The 23,413-nt window shown below is 64.6% G+C and carries 8 protein-coding genes and 3 pseudogenes; 10 read left to right on the top strand and 1 reads right to left on the bottom strand.

What is annotated here, in order from left to right:
• The first annotated feature begins 7 nt into the window (after nt 1–7).
• The 6 genes from ACMCNM_RS21855 (at nt 8) to ACMCNM_RS21830 (ending at nt 4,509) form a co-directional block, all read left to right on the top strand.
• Complete coding sequence (locus tag ACMCNM_RS21855) at nt 8–361, top strand: DUF4398 domain-containing protein (RefSeq protein WP_027592884.1); 354 nt, start codon at nt 8–10, stop codon at nt 359–361.
• Nucleotides 358–1,170, top strand: coding sequence for an OmpA family protein (locus ACMCNM_RS21850; RefSeq protein WP_027592883.1), 813 nt, complete (start codon nt 358–360; stop codon nt 1,168–1,170). Before ACMCNM_RS21855 ends, ACMCNM_RS21850 begins: the two co-directional genes overlap by 4 nt.
• A 334-nt stretch (nt 1,171–1,504) precedes the next feature.
• Nucleotides 1,505–2,947 (top strand): PLP-dependent aminotransferase family protein, encoded by a 1,443-nt coding sequence (locus ACMCNM_RS21845; protein ID WP_027592882.1) that lies wholly within the window; start codon nt 1,505–1,507, stop codon nt 2,945–2,947.
• A 61-nt stretch (nt 2,948–3,008) separates the two neighbouring features.
• The gene (locus ACMCNM_RS21840) at nt 3,009–3,485 is read left to right on the top strand and encodes a hypothetical protein (RefSeq protein ID WP_186682539.1); all 477 of its coding nucleotides are present in this window, start codon (nt 3,009–3,011) and stop codon (nt 3,483–3,485) included.
• Nucleotides 3,486–3,615: 130 nt separating this feature from the next.
• Nucleotides 3,616–3,870: a YkgJ family cysteine cluster protein gene (locus ACMCNM_RS21835; RefSeq protein ID WP_027592880.1), complete on the top strand. Its 255-nt coding sequence runs from the start codon at nt 3,616–3,618 to the stop codon at nt 3,868–3,870.
• 33 nt (nt 3,871–3,903) lie between these two features.
• Nucleotides 3,904–4,509: an START domain-containing protein gene (locus ACMCNM_RS21830; RefSeq protein WP_412765394.1), complete on the top strand. Its 606-nt coding sequence runs from the start codon at nt 3,904–3,906 to the stop codon at nt 4,507–4,509.
• Nucleotides 4,510–4,741: 232 nt separating this feature from the next.
• On the opposite strand, the pseudogene ACMCNM_RS21825 reads toward ACMCNM_RS21830, so the two are convergent.
• Nucleotides 4,742–5,002 (bottom strand): annotated as a pseudogene (locus ACMCNM_RS21825) (transposase); the annotation flags it as partial.
• 88 nt (nt 5,003–5,090) lie between these two features.
• Between ACMCNM_RS21825 and ACMCNM_RS21820 the strand changes: the two are divergent.
• The 4 genes and pseudogenes from ACMCNM_RS21820 to ACMCNM_RS21805 form a co-directional block, all read left to right on the top strand.
• Nucleotides 5,091–5,432, top strand: a pseudogene (locus tag ACMCNM_RS21820) (hypothetical protein); the annotation flags it as partial.
• Nucleotides 5,433–5,631: 199 nt separating this feature from the next.
• Nucleotides 5,632–12,111, top strand: a complete 6,480-nt coding sequence (locus tag ACMCNM_RS21815) for an amino acid adenylation domain-containing protein (protein ID WP_412765393.1) — start codon at nt 5,632–5,634, stop codon at nt 12,109–12,111.
• Nucleotide 12,112: 1 nt separating this feature from the next.
• Nucleotides 12,113–19,969 (top strand): amino acid adenylation domain-containing protein, encoded by a 7,857-nt coding sequence (locus ACMCNM_RS21810; RefSeq protein ID WP_412765392.1) that lies wholly within the window; start codon nt 12,113–12,115, stop codon nt 19,967–19,969.
• Nucleotides 19,970–20,114: 145 nt separating this feature from the next.
• A pseudogene (locus tag ACMCNM_RS21805) lies at nt 20,115–23,408 on the top strand (amino acid adenylation domain-containing protein); the annotation flags it as partial.
• Between the last annotated feature and the right edge of the window lie 5 nt (nt 23,409–23,413).

Below are 23,413 nucleotides of genomic sequence, written 5' to 3'. Positions count from 1 at the left end.
AGATTGCGTGAGAATCCAACCACTATTCCTTGCTCTGGCCATGCTCGGCCTGGCGGGTTGCGCCAACGACCCGGCGCCGAACGAGCAGCTGCGCATTTCCGAGCAGGCGCTGGAACAGGCCAAGGCCGTTGGCGCCACCGAGCAGGTCGAGGCGCTCAAACTGGCCGAAGACAAGCTTGCCCGGGCCAAGACCAACATGCTTACCGAAGATTTTCGCGATGCGCGCATGCGTGCCGAGCAGGCCGAGCTGGATGCACGCCTGGCCGAGGCACAGGTGCTGAACCAGAAGAGTGAAGAGCAGCTGCAAGTGCTGCAATCGCGGGTTACGCGCCTGCGCAAACAGCTGGAGGTGCAGCCATGATGCGCCATACACCCATGACGGCGCTGGTGTTGCTGGCGTTGACGGCAGGCTTGCACGGGTGCGCCAGCCATCGCAGCGAGGCGGCGCTGGATGAAGCCAGTGCCACCTTCCAGAAGGTAAAAGACGACTCCGACGTGCTGCGCAGTGCGCCGCGCGATGTGATTCGTGCCGGTGAATCGCTGGCGCGGGCCGAGCGCTTGTCCAGTTATATCGGCACCGGTACCGATGTGCGCCACTACGCCTACCTGAGCCAGCGCTACAGCGAAATTGCCAGCGAACATGCCAAGCTTGCGCTGAACCAGGAGCGCCTGGCCAAGCTCGACCTGGAGCGCCAACGCCTGCAATTGGCGCTGCGTGAAGCGAAGCTCGCCAGCGTGCAGCAGCAAGGCAAGTGGGTCGAGTCGCAGATTGCCGCATTGGCTTCGGAGCAGACGGACCGTGGCCTGGTGATGACCTTGGGCGATGTGCTGTTCGATACCGGGCGTGCCGACCTTAAGAATTCGGCCAGCCGTACGGTGCTCAAACTGGTGCAGTTCCTCCAGCTCAACCCGCGCCGTGTGGTGCGCATCGAGGGTTACACCGACAGCACCGGCGCCCCGGAAGACAACCTGAAGCTCTCGCGTGATCGCGCGCAGGCGGTGGCTGACATGCTGGTGGACCTGGGCATCGACGAAAAGCGTCTGCAGGTTGAAGGCTATGGTGACCAGTACCCGATCGAAGCCAATGCCTCGGAGCGGGGCAGGGCGCAGAATCGCCGGGTGGAAATCGTCTTTTCTGACGACAAGGGCAAGCTCGCCCCCGCGCGTTGATCTCGCTGGCGGATGGGTCCTGCTTGTAGGTGATTGAACCTGGTCATTGTGGGAGCGGGCTTGCCCCGCGAAGGGGGCGATGCGATGCATGGCACCGGCTTCGCCGGTGTTCGCGGGGCGAGCCCGCTCCCACAGGTTAACCCGCTCACCAGCCCCTTGGTCATATGCCAATTATCGGTGAGCGGGCCGGCTCGCTTGTCTGGATGCTGTCCTGGCATTGTAATGTTGGCTATTCTGCAATCTGTCCCAGTACACTTCGCAACTGTTACGGTATTCTCTGCCGTCAGTGAGTCGCACAACAATAACGAGCCCGTCCGCGCGTCGAGATATCGCCATGACCAACCTGCTGCTTTACCAGCGTATCGCCCAGCAACTGGCTGAGGACATCCGCCGCGGTGTCTACCAGCCGGGTGAGCGCGTGCCCTCCGTGCGCAAGATGAGCGCCCAGCTCAATGTCAGCCACGCCACGGTGCTGCAGGCCTATGCCAATCTTGAAGACCAGGGGCTGATCCGCGCGCGCCCGCAGTCGGGCTACTACGTTCACCAGACCCCCGCCCTGACCGCGCAAACACCGGATATCGCCCGGGTAGAGCGCCCTGGCCTGGTGACCCGGGCCAGCATCATTCAGCAGGTGTTGACCGAAGCGCGCCGCGACGGCGTGTTTCCGTTCGGTGCTGCGGTGCCTCATGTGGATTACCTGCCGGTGCGCGCCCTGCACCAGCAGATTGCCAAAGTGACCCGCTTCCATAGCCCACGTGCGTTCAGTTACATGTTCAGCCCAGGCTTCGAGCCGCTGCGCCGACAGATCGCCATCCGCATGCGCGATGCCGGTGTGCTGGTCGACCCGCGTGAAATCATCGTGACCCATGGCTGCGTCGATGCCTTGCAGATGTCGCTGCGCGTGCTGACCCGCCCGGGGGACTTGATCGCCGCCGAGTCGCCGACTTACTACGGTTTGCTGCAGTTGGCTGACCTGCTGGGCCTGAAAGTGATCGAAATTCCAAGCGACCCGTCCACCGGGATCAGCCTGGAAGCCTTGCAGTTGGCCGCCAACCAGTGGTCGATCAAGGCGTTGGTGCTGACGTCGCGCCTGAGCAACCCGCTGGGCGGCACCATCCCTGAGGAGCGGCAAAAACAGTTGCTGCGCCTGGCTTCGGACTTCGATATCCAGATCGTCGAAGACGACATCTATGGCGAATTGATGTTCGAACAAGGCAAGACCAAGGCGCTGAAGGCGTTCGACCGGCTGGACCGGGTGATCTATTGCTCGAGCTTTTCCAAGACCCTGTCGCCGGGGGTGCGGGTCGGCTGGATGGTGGCGGGGCGGTACCAGGACGAAATCCAGCGCCTGCAGACCTTCACCACTCATTCGGCCTGCAGCGTGACGCAGATGGGGGTGGCCGCTTACCTGGAGAACGGCGGCTATGACCGGCACCTGCGCTACATCCGCCAGGAGTACCGCAAGAACCTCAGTGCTTACCAGTTGGCGGTGCAGCAGCACTTCCCAGAAGGCACGCAGATGACCCGGCCTACCGGCGGGTTCATTCTCTGGGTGAGCCTGCCGGGGCGGGTCAATACCCAGGACCTGCATGTGCGGGCGCTGGAGCAGGGCATCAGTATCGCGCCGGGGTTGATCTTCAGTAACACCGAGCAATTCAACCACTGCATCCGGCTTAACTGCGGCATCCCGTGGAACAAAGAGGCCGAGCGGGCGGTGATTACCCTGGGGCTTTTGGCCCAGCAATTGTGCAGAGAGACTACAGGTTCACTTTTGTAGGCTTGTCAGGCGCAGGCGGAACAGGGAGCATATGCATTTTCCAGCCTGACTGCCGATGTCCATGAAACTGTTGCGCTGTATCGCTCTGAGTTTTTGCCTGGTGCCGATCTGCTGTTTCAGCGGCGTCGCCCAGGCTGCGCAGCCTGCCGGCCAGGCGCAGGCTTCCCAAACCAAACCCGTGAAAAAGCCGGTGGCCAAGCCTGTGTCGAAACAGGCGGCTGGCAAAGCTGCCAAGCCTGCCAAAAAGCGTACGGCGCACAAGCCGGTCAGCAAGGCGGTGGCTACACCGTTGCCCAAGCCCGCGCTGGATCTGAGTTTGCCTGTCGACATGGTCAACGACCTTGAACCGAATGTGGGCAGTTCGCCCACGCGACGCAAACCTTTGCTGCCGGCCATGTTCACTGAAAAGCCACAGAGCGATGAAAGCCCGTTCCAGCTCAACGGCCGCTTGATCAGCAACGAAATGCAACTGCAATTACGCAATGAAAGCCGCCGCGATGTGGAAGGAGCGGCAATCGAGTTCGAGTACCGCCAATAGCCAGGCAACTGACTGCTGGGTCACGGCATATTTCATCGGGCCAGCAATTTCAAACGCATGTTTGAGCGGTTACTATCCGGGGATGTTCGTCCCGTTTTGCTCCAGGGAGACCTGATTTTGGTGAATAGCCATGAATTGCCGTGAGGGTTGCGGTGCTTGCTGCATCGCCCCGTCCATCAGCTCTGCAATGCCGCGCATGCCCCAAGGCAAGCCGGCCGGCGAGCGCTGCCTGCACCTGACCGTCGACAACCTCTGCGACCTGTTCGGCAAGCCCGAGCGGCCGGCGGTGTGCGGTGGGTTCAAGGCAGACATCGAGGTGTGCGGCAGTGATCGCGATGAGGCAATCAGGATTCTCGGTTGGTGGGAGCAGATGACGGCGGCGTGACAGGCTGGATCTTCGACAATAAGGATAAAGATGATGAGATCGTTCAAGCGTATTGCACTGCTGTGTGGCATGGGTGTGTTGTTGGCGCCCGCTGCCTGGGCCGAGAACTGGCAGGTGGCCAAGGACGAGGAGGGGATCAAGGTTTCCCTCAGTGAAGTGGCGGGCTCCAAGTACAAGGCCTACCGCGGCGTTACCGTGATCAAGGCGCCGCTGGCCAAGGTCGAGGCGCTGCAAGAGGACGTAGCCGGGGCGTGTGCCTGGATTCATGAGTGCAAGTCGCAGAAGCTGCTCAAGCATGAAGGTGATCAGAGTTGGACCTACACCCAGTTCAATACGCCATGGCCGGTCACCCCGCGGGACTCGGTGCTGCGCATCACCACGGTCAAGGAGGCGGACGGTAGCCTGACGCGTAACCTGAAGGAAGAGCCGACCTATCTCCCGGAGGAGAAGGGGTTCGTGCGGGTGGCGAAAGTCGAGGGCTTCTGGAAGTTGGTGCCCAAGGGTGACACGACAGAAGTGACCTACCAGGTGCACACCGAGCCGGGCGGCAGTGTACCGGCGATGGTGGCTAACAAGTTCGTGGTCGATGCGCCGTTCAATACCCTGAAAGGGTTGCGTGAGCGGGCTGAAAAAAACTGAAGTTCAGGCAGGCTTCGGCCTCTGTGGGAGCGGGCTTGCCCCGCGAATGGGGCGGCGCGGTGAATGGCACCGGCTTTGCCGGTGTTCGCGGGGCAAGCCCGCTCCCACAGTAATCGCGCAAACTTTCAAAATTTAGGCAAGACAATTGCTCCCGCGACGCCGCATCGGATCGAGCAAGATGGTGTCTAGTCCTGAAATAGGTTTACACCTTTTCAGGTGAGGCCGTTAGGCCTCAGAGCGCCCGATGCACCGCATCGGGCGTTTTGTTTTTCAGGGCCATATGTGGCCGCTCCGTATTGTAGATTTGCACTGCCTCGTCAACCATCTGCCTCGCTTGTTCCAGGTCTTCAGGGCTGCTCAACAGTAGCTCCATCTTAAGAATTCCGTTGATTCGCTCAGCTAGCGCGTTCTGGTAACAGTCATATCCATCAGTCATCGAGCATTGAACTCCGTACCGCTGATGAAGGGACTGGTACAGCGCTGAGCAGTATTGGGCGGATTCAACTGGTCGTCGCAACACCTTGATCGAGGTGTTTATGGGGCGACCCGCAGGATGGATGCAAAAATTAACGGGGCGAGGAGTACTCGATACGCTGGGGCAACCCGTACCGCAAGGCGTGGCTGGCGAGCTGTTCATCGGCGGCGTGCAAGTCGCCCGAGGCTACCTGAACCGCACCGAACTGACCGCCGAACGCTTCCTCGACGATCCGTTCAGCACCCGCCCTGGTGCACGCCTGTACCGCACCGGCGACCTGGCGCGGCACCTGGCCGATGGCAACATCGAATACCTGGGCCGCAACGATGACCAGGTGAAGCTGCGCGGCCTACGCATCGAGCTGGGTGAAATCCAGGCTGGCCTGACGGCCATCGAAGGCGTGAAAGAAGCCGTCGTGGTCGCCCGCGACCAGCGTCTGGTGGCGTACAGAAGCGAGCGGTGTCCCTCCTCCTCCCTTCAAGTCCTACCATACAAGCGAGCGTTGCTCGCGATGCGCCGCGCGGGCGGCGCTCGATCTCACCGGCGCTGCAAAACCCAAGGCATGCACCTATCAGCCCCAACCCCTAAATCAGCCCCCCATGCCTTCGTCTGACAGTTACCGCTCGACTGCCAGGACACCGCTCGACATGAATGCTGAACAGACGCTCAAACTCGCCCGCCGCTTCATCGAACTCAGCCCCGACAAGCGCCGCCTGTTCCTCAAGGCGTTGCAGGGCGAGGGCATGGACTTCTCCGTGCTGCCGATTGCGCCGGGTGTCGAGGTCGACGAGCGTGACCGGTTGTCCTACGCCCAGCGGCGCATGTGGTTCCTCTGGCAACTCGACCCCCAAGGCGCAGCCTACAACCTGCCGATGGCCGTGCGCCTTAATGGCCCATTGGTCCTGAGCGCCCTGCAACACGCATTCGACGCCCTGGTCGCCCGCCACGAAACCCTGCGCACCCGCTTTGTCGCCGACGGCGATGACGTGCGTCAGCACGTGGATGCCGTCGCGGCCCCGCTGCAATTGCGCCAGGACTGCCTGAGCGAGCTGGCCGAAGCGGCCCGCCAACACGCCCTCGAATCGATTGCCGAAGCAGAGGCCCTGGCGCCTTTCGACCTGGCCACCGGCCCGCTGATGCGCGTGCGCCTGCTGCAACTGGCAGCGCAGGAACATGTCCTGCTGCTGACCCTGCACCACATCGTCGCCGATGGCTGGTCGATGAACGTGCTGATCGACGAATTCCTGCACCTGTACGACGCCGCCGTGGCCGGCACCCAGGCCACACTCGAGCCCCTACCGATCCAGTACCGTGACTACGCCCTGTGGCAGCGCAGTTGGCTCGAGGCCGGTGAGCAGGACCGCCAGCTGGCGTACTGGCAGGCGCGCCTGGGCGATGATCACGCCCCGCTGGAGCTGCCGCTGGACCGCACCCGCAACGGCCGGCCAAGCTACCGCGGCGCCCGCCACGCATTCCCGATTGCTGCCGATGTCGCCGAGCGCCTGCGCGGCCTGGCGCGTCGGCACAACGTCACCTTGTTCATGGTTTTGCTGGCGGCCTTCAAGCTGCTGCTGCAGCGCTACAGCGGGCAGGGCGCAATCCGCGTCGGCGTGCCCATCGCCAACCGCAACCGCGCCGAAAGCCAGGGTTTGATCGGCTGCTTCATCAATACCCAAGTGCTGCACACCGAGCTCGACCCGTTGCTGGACATCACCGGCCTGTTGCAGCGTGTGCGCGAAACCGCCGTGGGCGCGCAGAGCCACCAGGACCTGCCGTTCGAGCAACTGGTCGAAGCCTTGGACCTGCCCCGCAGCACCGACAGCCCGCTGTTCCGCGTGCTGTTCAACCACCAGGCCCAGGTGGCGGATGTCGAAGCCATCAAGACCCGCTCCGGGCTGAGCCTGGCGCCGATCACGCTGGAAAAGCACAGCGCCCGTTTCGACCTGGCGCTGGATACCCACGAGCGTGCCGGGCAGCTGCATGCGGCCTTCACCTATGCCCTGGACGTGTTCGATGCGGCCACTGTCGAGGCCCTGGGCGAGCAATGGCTGGCCTTGGTGCAGGCGCTGGCCGATGACACTGCTGGCGCGGTGGGCGAGTTGCCGTTGCCGGGCCTGGCAGCCACTCGGGGTGTGCCAGGTCATTTGGTCGAACCACTGCTGGTTCACCAGCGCTTTGCCGACGCCGCCCGCCGCCACCCCACACGCACCGCAGTGATTGCCGCCGGCAAGGCAGCCAGCTACGGCGAGCTCGATGCCCGCGCCGAGGTCATCGCCGACAGGCTGGTCGAAGCCGGCGTGCAGCCAGACACCCTCGTCGGCGTGCTGGCTGACCGCAGTGTCGGCATGCTCGCCAGCATCCTCGGCGTGCTCAAGGCGGGCGGCGCGTACCTGCCCCTGGAGCCTGAACAACCGGCCGAACGCCTAGCCTACTTGCTCATCGACAGCGGCACCCAGCGGGTGCTGGCCCCTGGCAGCTGGCAGGCGGAGCTGCCTGAAGGCGTCTCTCGACTGGCGTGGGAACACACCCAAGCCCTAAGCCAAAACACGCCACGCCCTAGTGCTGCCGCAGCCAACCTCGCCTACGTGATCTACACCTCCGGCACCACCGGCCAGCCCAAGGGCGTCGCGATCAGCCATGGCGCCTTGGGCAACTACGTTGAGGGTATCGCCGCACGCCTGCCGGTGGGGCAGATCCACAGCATGGCGCAAGTCTCGACCCCGGCTGCGGACCTCGGCCACACCATGCTGTTCGGCGCCCTGTGCGGCGGCCAGACCTTGCACCTGATGCTGCGCGAGCAAGTGTTGGATGCCGAGGGCTTTGCGGCCTACCTGGCACAGCACCAGGTGGACGCCGTTAAGATTGTGCCCTCGCACCTGGAGGCCATGTTGGTCGCCGGTCGCGCGGCACTGCCTGGCCAGTGCCTGGTGCTGGGCGGCGAAGCCATCAGCCCGGGCCTGCTCGGCAAAATCCGCGCCCTGGCGCCGGCACTCAAGGTGTTCAACCACTACGGCCCGACCGAGACCACGGTCGGCGTGCTGGTGGCTGAACTGGACGATCAGGCGTCGCTCGGCCAACCGCTGGCCAACGCAACCGTCAGCGTGCTCGACAGCTGCCTGCAGCCACTGCCGGCCAAGGCCAAGGGCGAGCTGTACATCGGCGGTGCCGGCCTTGCCCGTGGCTACCTCGGCCGCCCGGCGCTCACCGCCGAGCGCTTCGTGCCCGACCCAAGTGGTGCCCACGGCGAACGCCTGTACCGCAGTGGCGACTGGGTACGGCACAACGCCGCTGGCGAGCTGCAGTTTGCCGGGCGCATGGACGGCCAGGTGAAAATCCGCGGTTACCGCGTGGAACTGGCCGAGATCGAGCAGCAGTTGCTTAGCCTGGAGGGCGTCGCCAACGCCGTGGTCCGGGTCAAGGGCCAGGCACCGGAAGCGGTGCTGGCGGCCTGGCTGGTGCCCAGCCAAATGCCGGCAGACAGCCAAGCTTGGCAGGACACGATTCGCGCCACGCTCAAAGGCCTGCTGCCCGAGCACATTGTGCCGACCCACCTGATGGTGCTGGCGCAACTGCCGGTCACGGTCAACGGCAAGGTCGACGTCAAGGCGCTGCCCGAGCCGGTGGCCACCCAGGCGGTTTACCAGGCACCGGTGACCCCGCTGCAGGTGCAACTGGCGCAGATCTGGGCTGAAGTGCTGCAGGTGCCGCAGGTGGGCCTGAGCGACAACTTCTTTGCCTTGGGCGGGCATTCGCTGCTGGCCACCCAGGCCGTATCGCGGGTGCGCAAGCACCTGGGCCTGGACATCCCGCTGCGTACCTTGTTCGACACGGTCGACCTGCAGGCCTTCGCCCAGGCAGTGGCTGAGGGCGAGCAGGGCGCTGGGCTTGAGATCGAGATCCTCGACCGCGAGCAGCCACTGCCGGTGTCCCGCTCGCAAAACCGTCAGTGGCTGTTCTGGAAGCTCAACCCCGAAAGCCTGGCCTACAACACGCCAATGGCCGTGCGCATGCAAGGCACCCTCGACCGTGCTGCGGTGCAGGCCGCGCTGGATGCGCTGGTGGCGCGCCACGAGTCACTGCGCACGGTGTTCGTCGAAGCCAACGGTTTGCCGTGGCAACGCATCCTGCCCGCCGCCTCGGTGCCGATCGGTTTCGAAGACCTCAGTGGCCAGGACGAAGCCGCGCAGATGCGCAAGCTGGAGGCCGAAGCCTTCGCCCCGTTCGACCTGGAGCACGGCCCATTGCTGCGTGCCCGCCTGTTCATGGTGCATGCGCAAGAGCACCTGCTGTCGCTGACCCTGCACCACATCGTCTCCGACGGTTGGTCGATGAGCCTGCTGGTACGCGAGTTTGCTGCGGCCTACAACGCGGCGGCCAGCGGCCAGGTGCGGGCCATCGAACCGCTGCCGGTGCAGTACGCCGACTTCGCCGCCTGGCAGCGCAAATGGCTGGACGAGGGGCAGATGCAGGCACAGATCGACTATTGGAAAGCGCGCCTTGAAGACGACTTCGAAGTCCTCGAACTGCCCGCCGACCGTATTCGCCCGCAGGTCAAAAGCTACCAGGGCAGCCGCTTCGATGTGCGCCTGCCGCTGGCCCTGACCGAGCGCCTGCGGGCATTGGCGGTGTCGTCCAATGCCACGCTGTTCCATGTCTTTTTGGCGGCCTATGCCATCGTGCTGTCGCGCTACAGCCGCAAGGACACGATCAACATCGGCGTGCCCGTCACCAACCGCAACCGCCTGGAGCTCGAAGGGCTGATCGGCTTCTTCATCAACGTGGTGGTGGCGCGGGTGGGCGTCGATGGCAGCCTGCCGTTCCCGCAGCTGCTGGCCGCGATCAAGGAGACCACGTTGCAGGCCCAGGCCAACAAGGACGTGCCGTTCCTTGAGGTGGCCGAAGCCCTGTACCCCGAGCGCGACCAGGGCGTGAACCCGTTCTTCCAGGTGCTGTACAACCATTTGCGCGACTTGGGCGAGCAGGTGTCCAGCGATGCCCTGCACGGCCTCAAGGTCCGGGAAGTGGACCTGCTGGAGCCGGGCGCGCAATACGACATCTCGCTCAACACCCTGGAACGTTCCGACGGTGTAACGGCCTCGTTCAACTACTCCACCGACTTGTTCGATGCGCCGCGTATCGAGCGCATGGCCGGGCACTGGCAAGCGCTGCTCGAAGCCATCTGTGCCGAGCCGCAGCGCTGCATCGCCGAGCTGGACTTCTTGGCCGACGCTGAGCGCCGTCAACTGACTCAAGGCTGGAACCCGGCACCGCAGGCCAGCAGCGGCCTGTGTGCGCACCAGTTGCTGGAACGCCAGGCAAGTGCGCGGCCGGACGCCGTGGCGCTTATTTTCGACGACCAGCAACTGAGCTACGCCGAGCTGGACCGCTGCAGTAACCAGTTGGCCCACCGCCTGCGTGCCCTGGGCGTAGGCCCAGACCGCCTGGTAGGTGTAGCCGTCGAGCGGGGCCTGGGCATGGCGCTGGCGCTGATCGCCATTCACAAGGCTGGCGGTGCCTATGTGCCGCTGGACCCGGACTACCCGCAAGAGCGCCTGGCGTACATGGTCGAGGACAGCGGCATCGGCCTGCTGCTGGCCGATGCGCCGTCGCTGGCGCGCTTGCAGTTGGATAAGCAGCTGCCTTGCGTGGTGCTCGAACCCGGCACCCAGTGGCTGCACGCCTGGCCAGCCGAGCCGCTGCCGAACTTGGCCGCGCCGCACAACCTCGCCTATGTCATCTACACCTCCGGTTCCACCGGCATGCCCAAGGGTGTGGCCATCGATCACCATGCCTTATCGGTGTTCTGCCAGGTGGCTGGCGACTACTCGCGCCTGAGTCCGGAAGACCGTGTGCTGCAGTTCGCTACCTTCAGCTTCGACGGCTTCATCGAGCAGTTTTTCCCGCCGCTGGCGCAAGGCGCTTGCGTGGTGCTGCGCGACCTGCGGCTGTGGGACACCAACACCCTGGTGGACGAGATCAACCGCCACGGGGTTACCGTGGCCGACCTGCCGGCGGCCTACTGGCGGCTACTGGCCCTGGAGCGTCGCGCACCCGAGGCCTATGGCCGGCTCAAGCAGATCCACGTGGGCGGTGAAGCGGTGCCGGAAGATGCCCTGCGCGCCTGGCTGGCCGACGGGCCGCCGGCGGTGCGCTTGCTCAACACCTACGGCCCGACCGAGGCGACCGTGGTCGCCACCACATTCGATTGCTCGCCAATGACGCCCGAGCAGATCAGCGCAGGCGGCGTGCCGATTGGCCGCGCGTTGCCAGGCCGGACCTTGCACGCCCTGGACGACGGCCTGGCGCCGACCCCGGTCGGCGTGTCGGGCGAACTGTTCATTGGCGGGGCAGGGTGCCTGGCGCGGGGTTACCACCAACGCCCATCGCTGACAGCCGAACGCTTCATTCCCGACCCGTTCGACCCCGTGGGTGGAGGCCGGTTGTACCGCACCGGCGACCTCGGCTATTACGACGAGCAGGGGCAACTCGCCTATCGCGGGCGAGCTGACCACCAGGTGAAAGTGCGCGGCTTCCGCATTGAACTGGGCGAGATCGAGCAGTACCTGCGCGCGCACCCGGATGTGCGTGAGGCAACGGTACTGGCCATCGACCTGCCCAGCGGCAAGCAGCTGTGCGCCTATGCCGTGCCTGTCGAAGGCAGCACTGGCGACCTGCGCCAGGCGCTCAAGCAGTACCTCAAAGCCAGCCTGCCGGACTACATGATCCCGTCCTACCTGGTGACCCTGCCGAACATGCCGCTGACCCCCAGCGGCAAGCTCGACCGCAAGGCGCTGCCGCTGCCCGACCCCAGCCAGCCGCAGCACGACTACGAAGCGCCGCAGACCGAACTGCAACAGCAACTGGCGCAGATTTGGGCGCAGTTGCTGAACCTCGGCCAGGTTGGCCTGAACGACAACTTCTTCGAGCTCGGCGGCCACTCCCTGCTGGCCGCACAGGCGGTTTCGCGCATCAACGTGGAGCTGGGCCTGGACCTGCCCCTGCGGCTGATTTTCGCCCACCCCGAGCTGCGTGCGTTCGCCCAGGCACTGGACGAGCAGGGCCTGTCGCTGAGCGACGACGGCCTGAGCGATATCGAAAAAATGATGAATGAATTCACAGAGGCCTGACATGGAACTCACTGCAGCACAACGCATTGCCCAACGCTTCGTCGGCCTCCCTGTGGAGCAGCGTCAGCAGATCCTGGAGAAAATGCAGGCCACTGGGCAAAGCTTCCGCCTGTTGCCCATCGTGCCCGCACGCCAGGGCCTGGCGCGCATTCCGTTGTCGTTTGCCCAGCAGCGCTTGCTGTTCCTGTGGCAGTTGGAGCCCGATAGCCCGGCCTATAACGTGCCGATGGCCGTGCGCCTCAAGGGCGCACTCGACCTGGCGGTATTGCAGCAGGCGCTGGATGCGCTGGTCAGCCGTCACGAGTCGCTGCGTACCCGCTTCGTCTCGGACGAGGGCGAGTTCCATCAGGACATTCTCGACGCCTGCCCGCTGCTGCTGGACGTGGTCGAGTGCCAGGACGATGAAGCCGCCTTGAGCGTGGCTGTCGATGCCGCGCTGAAGCAGCCGTTCGACCTGCTGGCCGGGCCGTTGATGCGGGTTACGCTGCTGCGCGTGGACGCTGAGCACCATGTGCTGGCCCTGAGCATGCACCACATCATCTCCGACGGTTGGTCGAGCGACCTGCTGGTGCAGGAATTCATCCAGCTGTACACCGCGTTGGCTGAAGGCCGCCAGGCCGTATTGCCGGCCCTGCCGATCCAGTACGCCGATTATGCGATCTGGCAGCGTGCCTGGCTGGAGGCCGGTGAGGCCCAGCGCCAGCTGGCGTACTGGCAGGCGCAACTGGGTGACGAGCAGCCGTTGCTGAGCCTGCCGCTGGACTTCGAGCGGCCGGCCACGCCGAGCTATCGCGGCGCGGTGCTCAAGCTGAACATCGGCGCCGAGCAGGCCGAGGCTTTGCGCGCCCAGGCACGCAAGGGCGGCCACACCGTATTCGTGCTGATGCTGGCGGCCATGGCGGTGGTGCTGTCGCGCTACAGCGGGCAGTCGGACATCCGCATTGGCGCGCCGAATGCCGGGCGTAACCGCAAAGAGCTGGAAGGCCTGATCGGCTTCTTCATCAATACCCAAGTGCTGCGTGTGCAAGTGGACGAGCGCGCGACCTTCGCTGCGCTGCTGGAGCAGGTCAAGGAGGTGATTGGCGGCGCCCAGTCGCATCAGGACCTGCCGTTCGAGCACCTGGTGGATGCCTTGCTGCCAGAACGCAACCTGGCCCACAACCCGCTGTTCCAGTTCAAGATCAACCAGCACGTGGCGGCCGGCGACCCCTCGCGCAAGCGCCTGGGTGAGCTGGAAGTGGAAGGCTTTGCTCGCGAAGGAGGCGATGCGCGCTTTGACCTGGCCTTCGACTTCTCGGATAAACCCGATGGCATCGAGGGGTATTTCACCTACGCCACCGACCTGTTCGAGCAGGCCACCCTTCAGCGCCTGGCGGATTCGCTGCGGCGCGTGCTGGACGTGCTCAGCCACGCCCCGCACACGCCGATCGTCGAACACCTTGAAGTGGCGGCGCAGCAGCAGGCCGCGCCAGCAGCTTACCCGCACCGCGACTTCCTCGCCCTGTGGCACCAGGCGATGGCCCAAGGGCAGGCCCAAGGTGGCGTGCGCGCAGGTGACCGCTTCATGACCCAGGCCGGGCTGGACGCTGCGTCCAACCGCGTGGCCGACTACCTGCGCCAGCGCGGCGTCGGTGCTGGCAGCATCGTTGCCCTGTGCCTGCCGCGCTCCATCGAGTGGGTCACAGCCTTGCTGGCAGTCCTCAAGACCGGGGCCGCCTACCTGCCGCTGGACACCCAGCAGCCGCAGGAGCGCTTGCAGCAGTTGATCGTCGACAGTGGCGCTGCCGTGCTGCTGCATGAGCCGGGCGATACACGCTTCGCGGGCCTCGACGGGGTGCAGGCGGTTGCCTGTGAGCCCGCCACCTGGGCAGGCTGCAGCGACAGCCGAGTAGCGGTTGCAGTCTGCCCTGAACAGCCGGCCTACCTCATCTACACCTCGGGCTCGACCGGCCAGCCGAAAGGCGTGGTGGTCAGCCACGGGTCGCTGGCCAGCTACATCCAAGCCGTGCTGGAGCGCCTGCAACTGCCCGCCGGCGCGAGCATGGCCATGGTGTCCACCACCGCCGCCGACCTGGGCCACACCGTGCTGTTCGGTGCCCTGGCCTCGGGCCGCCTGCTGCATTTGTTGCCGCAGGAACTGGCCTTCGACCCCGACGGTTTCGCCAGCTACATGGCGCAGCACCAGGTGGGCGTAGTGAAGCTGGTGCCAAGCCACCTGCAAGGCCTGCTGCAAGCGTCCCGCGCCGCCGAGGTGCTGCCCGCCGAGGCGTTGATTCTGGGCGGCGAAGCGTGCCCTTGGAGCCTGCTGGAAAAAGTCCGTGAGTTGCGCCCGGGGTGCCGGGTGATCAACCACTACGGCCCGACCGAGACCACGGTCGGCGTGCTGACCTTCGAGCCAAGCCAGCGTTTGCAAGGCTGCCGCACGGTGCCGGTCGGTCGCCCGCTGGGCAATGCCTGCGCCCAGGTGCTCGATGGTTACCTTAACCCGCTGGCGCCGCACGTGGCCGGCGAGCTGTACCTGGGTGGGCAGGGCGTTGCTCAGGGCTACCTGGGCCAGCCGGGGCTGACGGCCGAACGCTTTGTACCGGCCCCGGGTGGCGCCCGCCTGTACCGCACGGGCGACCGAGCGCGAATGAGTGCTGAAGGCCTGATCGAATTCATCGGGCGTGCCGATGACCAAGTGAAAATCCGTGGCTATCGCGTCGAGCCGGGTGAAATCGGCCGAGTCATCGCTGGGCTGCCCGGTGTCAGCGACGCCGTGGTCCTGGCCGTGCCGCTGGAAGGCGATGCCGAGCGCCTGCAGTTGGTGGCCTACGTGGTGGCTGAAGGGGGCATGAGCACGCAGCAGTTGCAGGCGCACCTGCAGACGCACCTGCAGACGCGCCTGCCTGACTACATGGTGCCCGCACATATCCTGTTGCTCGAGCGCCTGCCACTGACTGCCAACGGCAAGCTCGACAAGCGTGCCTTGCCCACACCGGGCGCGGTAAGCCGCGGCTATGTGGCCCCAGAAGGCGAGGTCGAAGAGAAGCTCGCCGCCGTGTGGGCCGATGTGCTCAAGCTGGAACGCGTGGGCAGCAGCGACAACTTCTTCGAGTTGGGTGGCGACTCCATCCTCAGCCTGCAAATCATTGCTCGGGCCAAGCGCCAAGGCATCAAGATCACCCCCAAGCAACTGTTCGAACAGCAGACCGTTGGCCAACTGGCCCAGGTCGCCAAGCGCATCGAAGCCAAGCAACCGCTTGCAGCCCCCGTGGATACCGCGACCCGCGGTGAGGTGGCGCTGCTGCCGGCCCAGGTGCGTTTCTTCGAGATGGACATCGCCCAGCCTGCGCACTGGAACCAGTCGGTGCTGCTGAAGCCGGCCCAGCGTGTGCAAGTGGAGCACCTGGAGTCGGCCCTGCGTGCGGTGCTGGAACAGCACGATGCCTTGCGCCTGCGCTTTAGCCGCCAGAGCGGCCAGTGGCAGGCCCGCTTCCAGGCCCTGGACGCTTCGCCGGTGCTGCGCCAGCGCAGCCTCGCGGCGCTGAGCGAACTGGACGCTGCGGGCACCGAGGTGCAAGCCAGCCTCGACCTGGAGCACGGGCCGCTGCTGCGTGCCGAGCTGTTCGACGTCGCCGATGGCCAGCAGCGTTTGTTGTTGGTCATCCACCACTTGGTGGTAGACGGCGTGTCATGGCGGGTACTGCTGGAGGACCTGCAAGAGGCCTATCAGCAACGCCTGAACGGGCAGGTCGTTAGCCTGCCGGCCAAAACCTGCGGCGTGGAAACCTGGGCAGAGCGCCTGGCCGCTCACGCCAGCAGCCCAGCGCTGCACGCCCAGGCTGACTACTGGCAGCAGGTGCTGCAAGGCAGCCCGGCAGAACTGCCGCGTGACAACCCGCAGGGCAGCCTGGGCAACCAGCATGCCCGCACCGCTGCATCGCGCCTGGATGCCGCGCGTACCGCCCAGTTGCTGAAGCAGGCACCCGCCGCCTACCGCACCCAGGTCAACGACCTGCTGCTGACCGCGCTGGCGCGTACCCTGTGCCAGTGGAGCGCGCAGGACGAGGTGCTGGTGCAACTGGAAGGCCATGGCCGCGAAGACCTGTTCGACGACCTTGACCTCAGCCGCACGGTGGGTTGGTTCACCAGCGTGTTCCCGGTACGCCTTGCCCCTGGCCAGGCGCTGGGCCCGTCGATCAAGGCAATCAAAGAGCAATTGCGCGCGGTGCCGGACAAGGGCATCGGTTACGGCCTGCTGCGTTACCTGGGCGATACCCCGGTCCGTGAGCGGCTCAGCGGCACTGCGCAGCCACGCGTCACCTTCAACTACCTGGGCCAGTTCGACAGCAGTTTCACGACCGACGATACCGCCGTGTTCAGCCCGAGCGGCGAAAGCGCCGGGCGTACCCAATGCGCCGGTGCGCAACTGGGCAACTGGCTGAGCATCACCGGCCAGGTGTATGGCGGCGAGCTGTTCATGGAGTGGACCTACAGCGACGACGTCTACCGCGCGGAAACCATCCAGCAGCTGGCCCAGGCCTACGAGCAGGCACTGGCCGAATTGGTCGAGCATTGCTGCCAGGCGCAGCACCACGGCGTGACGCCTTCGGACTTCCCCTTGGCCGCGCTCACCCAAGGCCAGTTGGACAGCTTGCCTGTACCTGCAGCGCAGATCGCCGATGTGTATCCGCTGTCGCCGATGCAGCAGGGCATGCTGTTCCACACGCTCTACGACCATCAGGCCGGCAACTACATCAACCAGTTGCGCGTCGATGTCGAGGGGCTGGATGTACAGCGCTTCAAGCAGGCCTGGCAGGCTGTGCTCGATGCCCATGACATCCTGCGCAGCGGTTTTGTGCTGCAGGGCGAGCTGGAGCAGGCCGTGCAGGTGGTGCGCAAATCGGTGGCGTTGCCGTGCAGCGAGCATGACTGGCGTGGCCAGCCGGCGCTTGAGCAGGCCCTGCAGGCGCTGGCCGAAGGGGAGCGCCAACAAGGGTTCGAGCTGACCGAAGCGCCGCTGCTGCGCCTGGTGCTGGTCCGTATCGACGATGACCGTTACCACTTGATCTACACCAACCACCACATCTTGATGGATGGCTGGAGCACCTCACGCCTCCTGGGTGAAGTGCTGCAACGTTACGCAGGCATGGCGCCAAAGGCCCAGGCCACGCACTACCGCGACTATATCGCCTGGCTGCAAGGCCAGGACGCGGCGGTCGCCGAAGCCTTCTGGCAGGCCCAACTGGCCGCGCTCGACGAGCCGACGCGCCTGGCCCAGGCCATTGCCGGTTGCGCAGGCGATGCCGGCAGCGGCTACGGTGATCATCGCCTGGCCCTCGATGCCGAGCAGACCGCCCGCATCGAAGCCTTCGCTCGGGCTAACCGCGTCACCGTCAACACCCTGGTGCAATCGGCCTGGCTGCTGCTGTTACAGCGCTATACCGGCCAGGCCAGTGTCTGCTTCGGCGCCACCGTGGCCGGCCGCCCGGCAGATTTGCTAGGCGTTGAGGAGCAGATCGGCCTGTTCATCAACACCCTGCCGGTGATTGGCGCGCCCCGTGCCGAGCAGACTGTAGCCGAGTGGATCAGCCAGGTGCAGGCTTGCAACCTGGCCGTGCGCGAGTTCGAGCACACCCCGCTGTACGACGTGCAGCGCTGGGCCGGGCAGGGCGGTGACGCGCTGTTCGACAGCATTCTGGTGTTCGAAAACTACCCGGTGTCCGAGGCGCTGCAACAAGGCGCGCCGGGCGGGTTGCGCTTTGGCGACGTGGCTGTGCAAGAGCAGACCAACTACCCGCTGACGCTGGTAGTAGAACTGGGCGCGACCCTGTCGATGCAATACAGCCATGACCGTGCCCTGTGGAGCGACGAGAGCATTGGCCGGTTGGCGGGTTATTTCACTCGCCTACTGCAGGCATTGGTCGCCGATGCGGATGCAGTAGTCGGCGAGCTGCCGATGCTGAGCCTGCAAGAGCAGCAGATGATGGTCGAGGGTTGGAACGACACCGCCGCGACGTACCCGAATGAGCGCAGCATCCACTCACTGATCGAAGCCCAGGTGTTCGCCGCCCCGGACGCCCCGGCGTTGATGTTTGGTGAGCAGACCCTGAGCTACGCCGAACTCAACGGCAAAGCCAACCAGCTGGCGCACAAGCTGCGGGAACTGGGCGTGGGCCCGGACGTGCTGGTGGGCATCGCCATGGAGCGCAGCCTGGAGATGGTCATCGGCTTGCTGGGTATCGTCAAAGCCGGTGGCGCCTATGTGCCGCTGGACCCGGAATACCCGCAGGACCGCCTGAGCTACATGTTCGAGGACAGCGGCATCGCCTTGCTGCTGACCCAGTCGCACCTGCGTGATGCCCTGCCGATCCCCGCCGGGCTGCGCAGCCTGGATCTGGACAGCGAAAACCTCGATGGCTACAGCGATGCCAACCCAGGTATCGACGTAGCCCCGCTGAACCTTGCCTACGTGATCTACACCTCCGGCTCCACCGGCCGCCCGAAAGGCGCCGGCAACAGCCACCAGGCACTGGTCAACCGCCTGTGGTGGATGCAGAAAGCCTATGGCCTGGACGCCAGTGACAGCGTGCTGCAGAAAACCCCGTTCAGCTTCGACGTGTCGGTGTGGGAGTTCTTCTGGCCGCTGATGACCGGTGCGCGCCTGGTCATGGCCCAGCCGGGTGCCCACCGCGACCCGCAGCTGCTGGTCGACACCATCAACCAGTACGCCATCAGCACGCTGCACTTCGTGCCGTCGATGCTGCAGGCGTTCATGACCCACGAAGCGGTGGAAAGCTGCCGCAGCCTCAAGCGTGTGGTGTGCAGTGGCGAGGCATTGCCGGCCGAGCTGGCGCGCCAGACCCTGCAGCGCCTGCCAGGGGCGGGCCTGTACAACCTGTACGGCCCGACCGAAGCGGCCATCGACGTCACCCACTGGACCTGCCGCCCAGACGAGAGCATCAGCGTGCCGATCGGCCAGCCGATCGACAACCTCAAGACCCACATCCTCGAAGGCAGCCTGCAACCGGCGGTACGCGGCAGTGCCGGCGAGCTGTACCTGGGCGGCGTAGGCCTGGCCCGCGGTTATCACCAGCGCCCGGCGCTGACGGCCGAGCGCTTCGTGCCGGACCCGTTCAGCGACAACGGCGGGCGCCTGTACCGCACCGGTGACCTGGCGCGTTACAACGCCGATGGCGTGATCGACTACGCCGGGCGTCTCGACCACCAGGTGAAGATCCGCGGGTTGCGGATTGAGCTGGGTGAAATCGAAGCGCGCCTGCTGGAATTGCCAGCGGTGCAGGAAGCGGTGGTGCTGGCCCAGGACGGGCCGAGCGGTAAACAGTTGGTGGGCTATGTGGTACCCGCCGACAGCACGCAAAACGAGGGCGCGTTGCGCGACAGCCTGCGTGAAGCCCTCAAGGCCGGGCTGCCGGATTACATGGTGCCTACGCACCTGCTGTTGCTGAGCACGCTGCCGGTAACACCGAACGGCAAGCTGGACCGCAAGGCCCTGCCGCAACCGGATGCCAGCCAGCTGCAGGGTGAATACATCGAACCCCAGACCGAAATGGAGCAGCAGGTCGCGGCTATCTGGGCCGATGTACTGAAGCTGGAGAAGGTCGGCCTCACTGACAACTTCTTCGCGCTGGGTGGCCATTCCCTGTTGGCGACTTCGGTGATCGTGCGCATTCAGGAGCAAGCCGGTGTTTCTGCCGAGCTGAAAGAGCTCTTCGAGTTCCCTGTCCTGGCTGACTTCAGCCGCCAGCTTGAAGCCAAGGCGCCCGTCATCGACGCTACCCAGGACCAGTTGACCAAGTCCCTGGCGTTGCTCGACAGCTTGAGCACGGAAGAGCTCGATGAGCTGGTTTCCTAGCTTTTTGACTTAGCAGGGACCGTGTGGGAGCCGGCCAACCGGCGCCCACACGGTAAGCGGCGCGAATTTCCATCTAAATCCTTGCCAGTGCTCAATCGTCTACCTACGGAGGAAATTGAAGAGCTGATTTCTTAGGAGATTCCCTGTGCAAGAGCTGCTCGATACGGTCGTATCGTTGTCCACCCAAAAACGTAAGGCGTTGGCAGCCTTGCTCAAGAAACAAGGCGTCAACCTGTATGGGGTCACGCCGATCTTCCCGAGGGATCCAGAAGAGCCGGTACTGCTGTCCTATGCCCAGCAGCGGCTGTGGATACTGTCACAACTGGGGGAGGTGAGTACCGCGTACAACCTCTCGTCCGTCTTGCGCTTCAAAGGGCAGTTGGACACTGCTGCCCTGCAGCGCAGCTTCGAGGCGTTGATCGCCCGTCACGAGACATTGCGCACCACCTTCCGCCTGGAAGGCGAGCAGGCCATACAAGTGGTCCATGCGCACACCCCCTTCGAATTGATGTTCGAACAGCTGGAGCAGGCCGATGACGCCAGCGTGCGTCGTCACGTCGAGCGCGAAGCCCATCTGCCCTTCGACCTGCAAACGGGCCCGCTGTTGCGGGTGAAGTTACTGGGGCTGATGCCGGGCGAGCAGGTACTGGTGCTGACCCTGCACCACATCGTATCTGACGGCTGGTCGATGCCGCTGATGATCAATGAACTGGTGCAGCTCTACCAAGGCTACAGCCAAGGGCAGGCGGTGGACCTGCCTGTGCTGCCGGTGCAGTACGCCGACTACGCCATCTGGCAGCGAAACTGGATGGAGGCCGGCGAGCAGGCGCGACAGCTCGCCTACTGGACCGAACAACTGGGTGACGAACAGCCCGTGCTGGCGCTGCCCACCGACCGGCCGCGGCCCACGACCAGCAGCTACCACGGCGCCCGCGTTACCGTGGCGATCGACAACACGCTGGCTGGCGCGCTGAAGCAGTTGGCCCAGCAACAGGGCGCCACGCCCTTCATGGTGTTGTTGGCCAGCTTCCAGGCATTACTGCACCGCTACAGCGGGCAGTGCGATATCCGTGTCGGTGTGCCCGTCGCCAACCGTAATCGGGTCGAGACCGAGCGGCTGATCGGCTTCTTCGTCAACACTCAAGTGCTGCGCGCAGAATTCGACCTGCAGATGACCTTCACTGCGCTGCTGCAACAGGTCAAGCAACGTGTGCTGGGTGCTCAGGCGCACCAGGACCTGCCGTTCGAGCAACTGGTAGAGGCCCTGCAGACCGAGCGCAACCTCAGTCACAGCCCTCTGTTCCAGGTGATGTACAACCACCAGACCCAGGCCAAAGGCGAGCGCCGCCGTCTGCAGGGGCTGGAGATGGAAGAATTGGCCTGGGACAGCCACACGGCCAAGTTCGACCTGACCCTGGACACCTTCGAGCATGAGCAAGGCATCAGTGCTGCGCTGACCTATGCCACTGACCTGTTCGAGGCTAAGACTATCGAACACATGGCCCGGCACTGGCTGAACCTGCTGCAGGGGATTGTTCACGAACCACAGCAGCGCGTTGTCGATCTGCCTCTGCTGGCAGAACAAGAGCAGGCCCGAATCATTCAGGACTGGAACCGCAACCCGGCGAAATTCCCCAGCGAGCACACGCTTCATCAGTTGATCGAAGCCCAGGTCGCGTTGTCGCCGGATTCACCCGCCTTGAGTTTTGCCGGCCAGACACTGAGCTACGGCGAATTGAACCGCCGCGCCAACCGCTTGGCGCACAAACTGCGTGAACTGGGAGTCGGGCCCGACGTACTGGTGGGGCTTGCCGTGGAGCGCAGCCTGGACATGGTCGTCGGCCTGCTCGGCATCCTCAAGGCGGGCGGCGCTTATGTGCCGCTGGACCCGGAATACCCCCAGGATCGCCTTGCCTACCTGTTCGAGGACAGTGGCATCGGCTTGTTGGTGACCCAAAGCCACGTGCGCGATGCCTTGCCGATTACGCCAGGCATGCAGACCGTGAACCTGGACGATAGGGCGCTGGCCGACTACAGCGAGGCAAACCTTGATCACGTGGTATCACCGCAGAACCTGGCGTATGTGATCTACACCTCGGGTTCCACGGGCAAACCCAAGGGTGCGCTGCTGGCGCACCAAAACGTGGTGCGCTTGTTCGCGGCGACCCAGGACTGGTTCCGGTTCGATGCCAGCGACGTATGGACGGTGTTCCACTCCTACGCGTTCGACTTTTCCGTGTGGGAGCTGTACGGCGCGCTGCTGTATGGCGGCAAGGCGGTCATTGTGCCGAGGGATGTGGCGCGTTCACCGCAGGATTTCCATGCGTTGTTGGTCAGCGAGCAGGTCACAGTCCTGAACCAGACGCCCTCGGCGTTTCAGCAACTGATCCCGCTGGCCTGCAACGCAGCGCAGGCTGGCAACCTGCTGGCACTGCGGCATGTGGTGTTTGGCGGTGAGGCGTTGGATGTGAGCAGCCTCAAGCCCTGGTTCGACGTTTTCGGTGACCACCAGCCGCGCCTGATCAACATGTATGGCATCACCGAGACCACGGTGCATGTGACCTATCGGCCAATCCGCCGGGATGACCTCAAACAGGTTGGCAGCAGCCCGATTGGCGAGGTGATTCCTGACCTGAGCTGGTACCTGCTGGACGGCGCCTTGAACACGATCGTGCCCGGTAGCCAGGGTGAGCTGATGATTGGCCAGGAGGGCCTGGCACGTGGCTATCACGGTCGCCCGGCGTTGACAGCAGAGCGTTTCGTACCGAACCCATTCGATAGCCACGGTGGCCGCCTGTACCGCTCGGGAGACTTGGCCCGCTATGGCGGTGATGGCGTGATCGAGTACCTGGGGCGCATCGATCACCAGGTGAAGATTCGTGGTTTCCGTATCGAGTTGGGTGAGATCGAAGCACGCCTTCAGGAGCAGGGCGCAGTGCGCCAGGGGGTAGTGGTTGCCCAGGATGGCCCGCATGGCAAACAGTTGGTGGGGTATGTGGTACCTGTCGACAGCGCGGTCCTGGACAGCCTCGAAGGCCAGGTTGTGCTGCGGGCTTCCCTGCGCGAAGCGCTCAAGGCAAGCCTGCCGGAATACATGGTGCCGACTCAGGTGCTGTTCCTCGCCAGCTTGCCGCTGACCGGCAACGGCAAGCTGGACCGCAAGGCGCTGCCGCAACCGGACGCCAGCCTGCTGCAGGGTCAGTTCACGGCGCCACAAAGTGCATTGGAGCAACGGATCGCAGCGGTCTGGGCCGATGTGCTGAAGCTGGACAAGGTGGGCCTTTACGACAACTTCTTTGAACTGGGTGGCCACTCCTTGCTGGCGACCCAGGTGATGGCTCGCCTGCAGGTTGAGCTGGGCATCAACTTGCCGCTCGCCTTGCTGTTCCAGGCCCAAAACCTGCAGGCATACGCAGCCATGATCAGTGGCTTGAATTCCAATAC

It is taken from the genome of Pseudomonas sp. NGC7 (assembly GCF_047159675.1).
GTDB lineage: Bacteria > Pseudomonadota > Gammaproteobacteria > Pseudomonadales > Pseudomonadaceae > Aquipseudomonas > Aquipseudomonas kermanshahensis.
The sequence above is the reverse complement of the archived record's forward strand: the minus strand, read 5'-3'. Positions and strand labels throughout refer to the sequence as shown.

Bases quoted from the DNA above. Each gene is read 5' to 3' on its own strand.
- ACMCNM_RS21850 (WP_027592883.1), top strand. From the start codon at position 358: ATGATGCGCCATACACCCATGACGGCGCTGGTGTTGCTGGCGTTGACG.
- ACMCNM_RS21845 (WP_027592882.1), top strand. From the start codon at position 1,505: ATGACCAACCTGCTGCTTTACCAGCGTATCGCCCAGCAACTGGCTGAG.
- ACMCNM_RS21840 (WP_186682539.1), top strand. From the start codon at position 3,009: ATGAAACTGTTGCGCTGTATCGCTCTGAGTTTTTGCCTGGTGCCGATC.
- ACMCNM_RS21835 (WP_027592880.1), top strand. From the start codon at position 3,616: ATGAATTGCCGTGAGGGTTGCGGTGCTTGCTGCATCGCCCCGTCCATC.
- ACMCNM_RS21830 (WP_412765394.1), top strand. From the start codon at position 3,904: ATGAGATCGTTCAAGCGTATTGCACTGCTGTGTGGCATGGGTGTGTTG.
- ACMCNM_RS21815 (WP_412765393.1), top strand. From the start codon at position 5,632: ATGAATGCTGAACAGACGCTCAAACTCGCCCGCCGCTTCATCGAACTC.
- ACMCNM_RS21810 (WP_412765392.1), top strand. From the start codon at position 12,113: ATGGAACTCACTGCAGCACAACGCATTGCCCAACGCTTCGTCGGCCTC.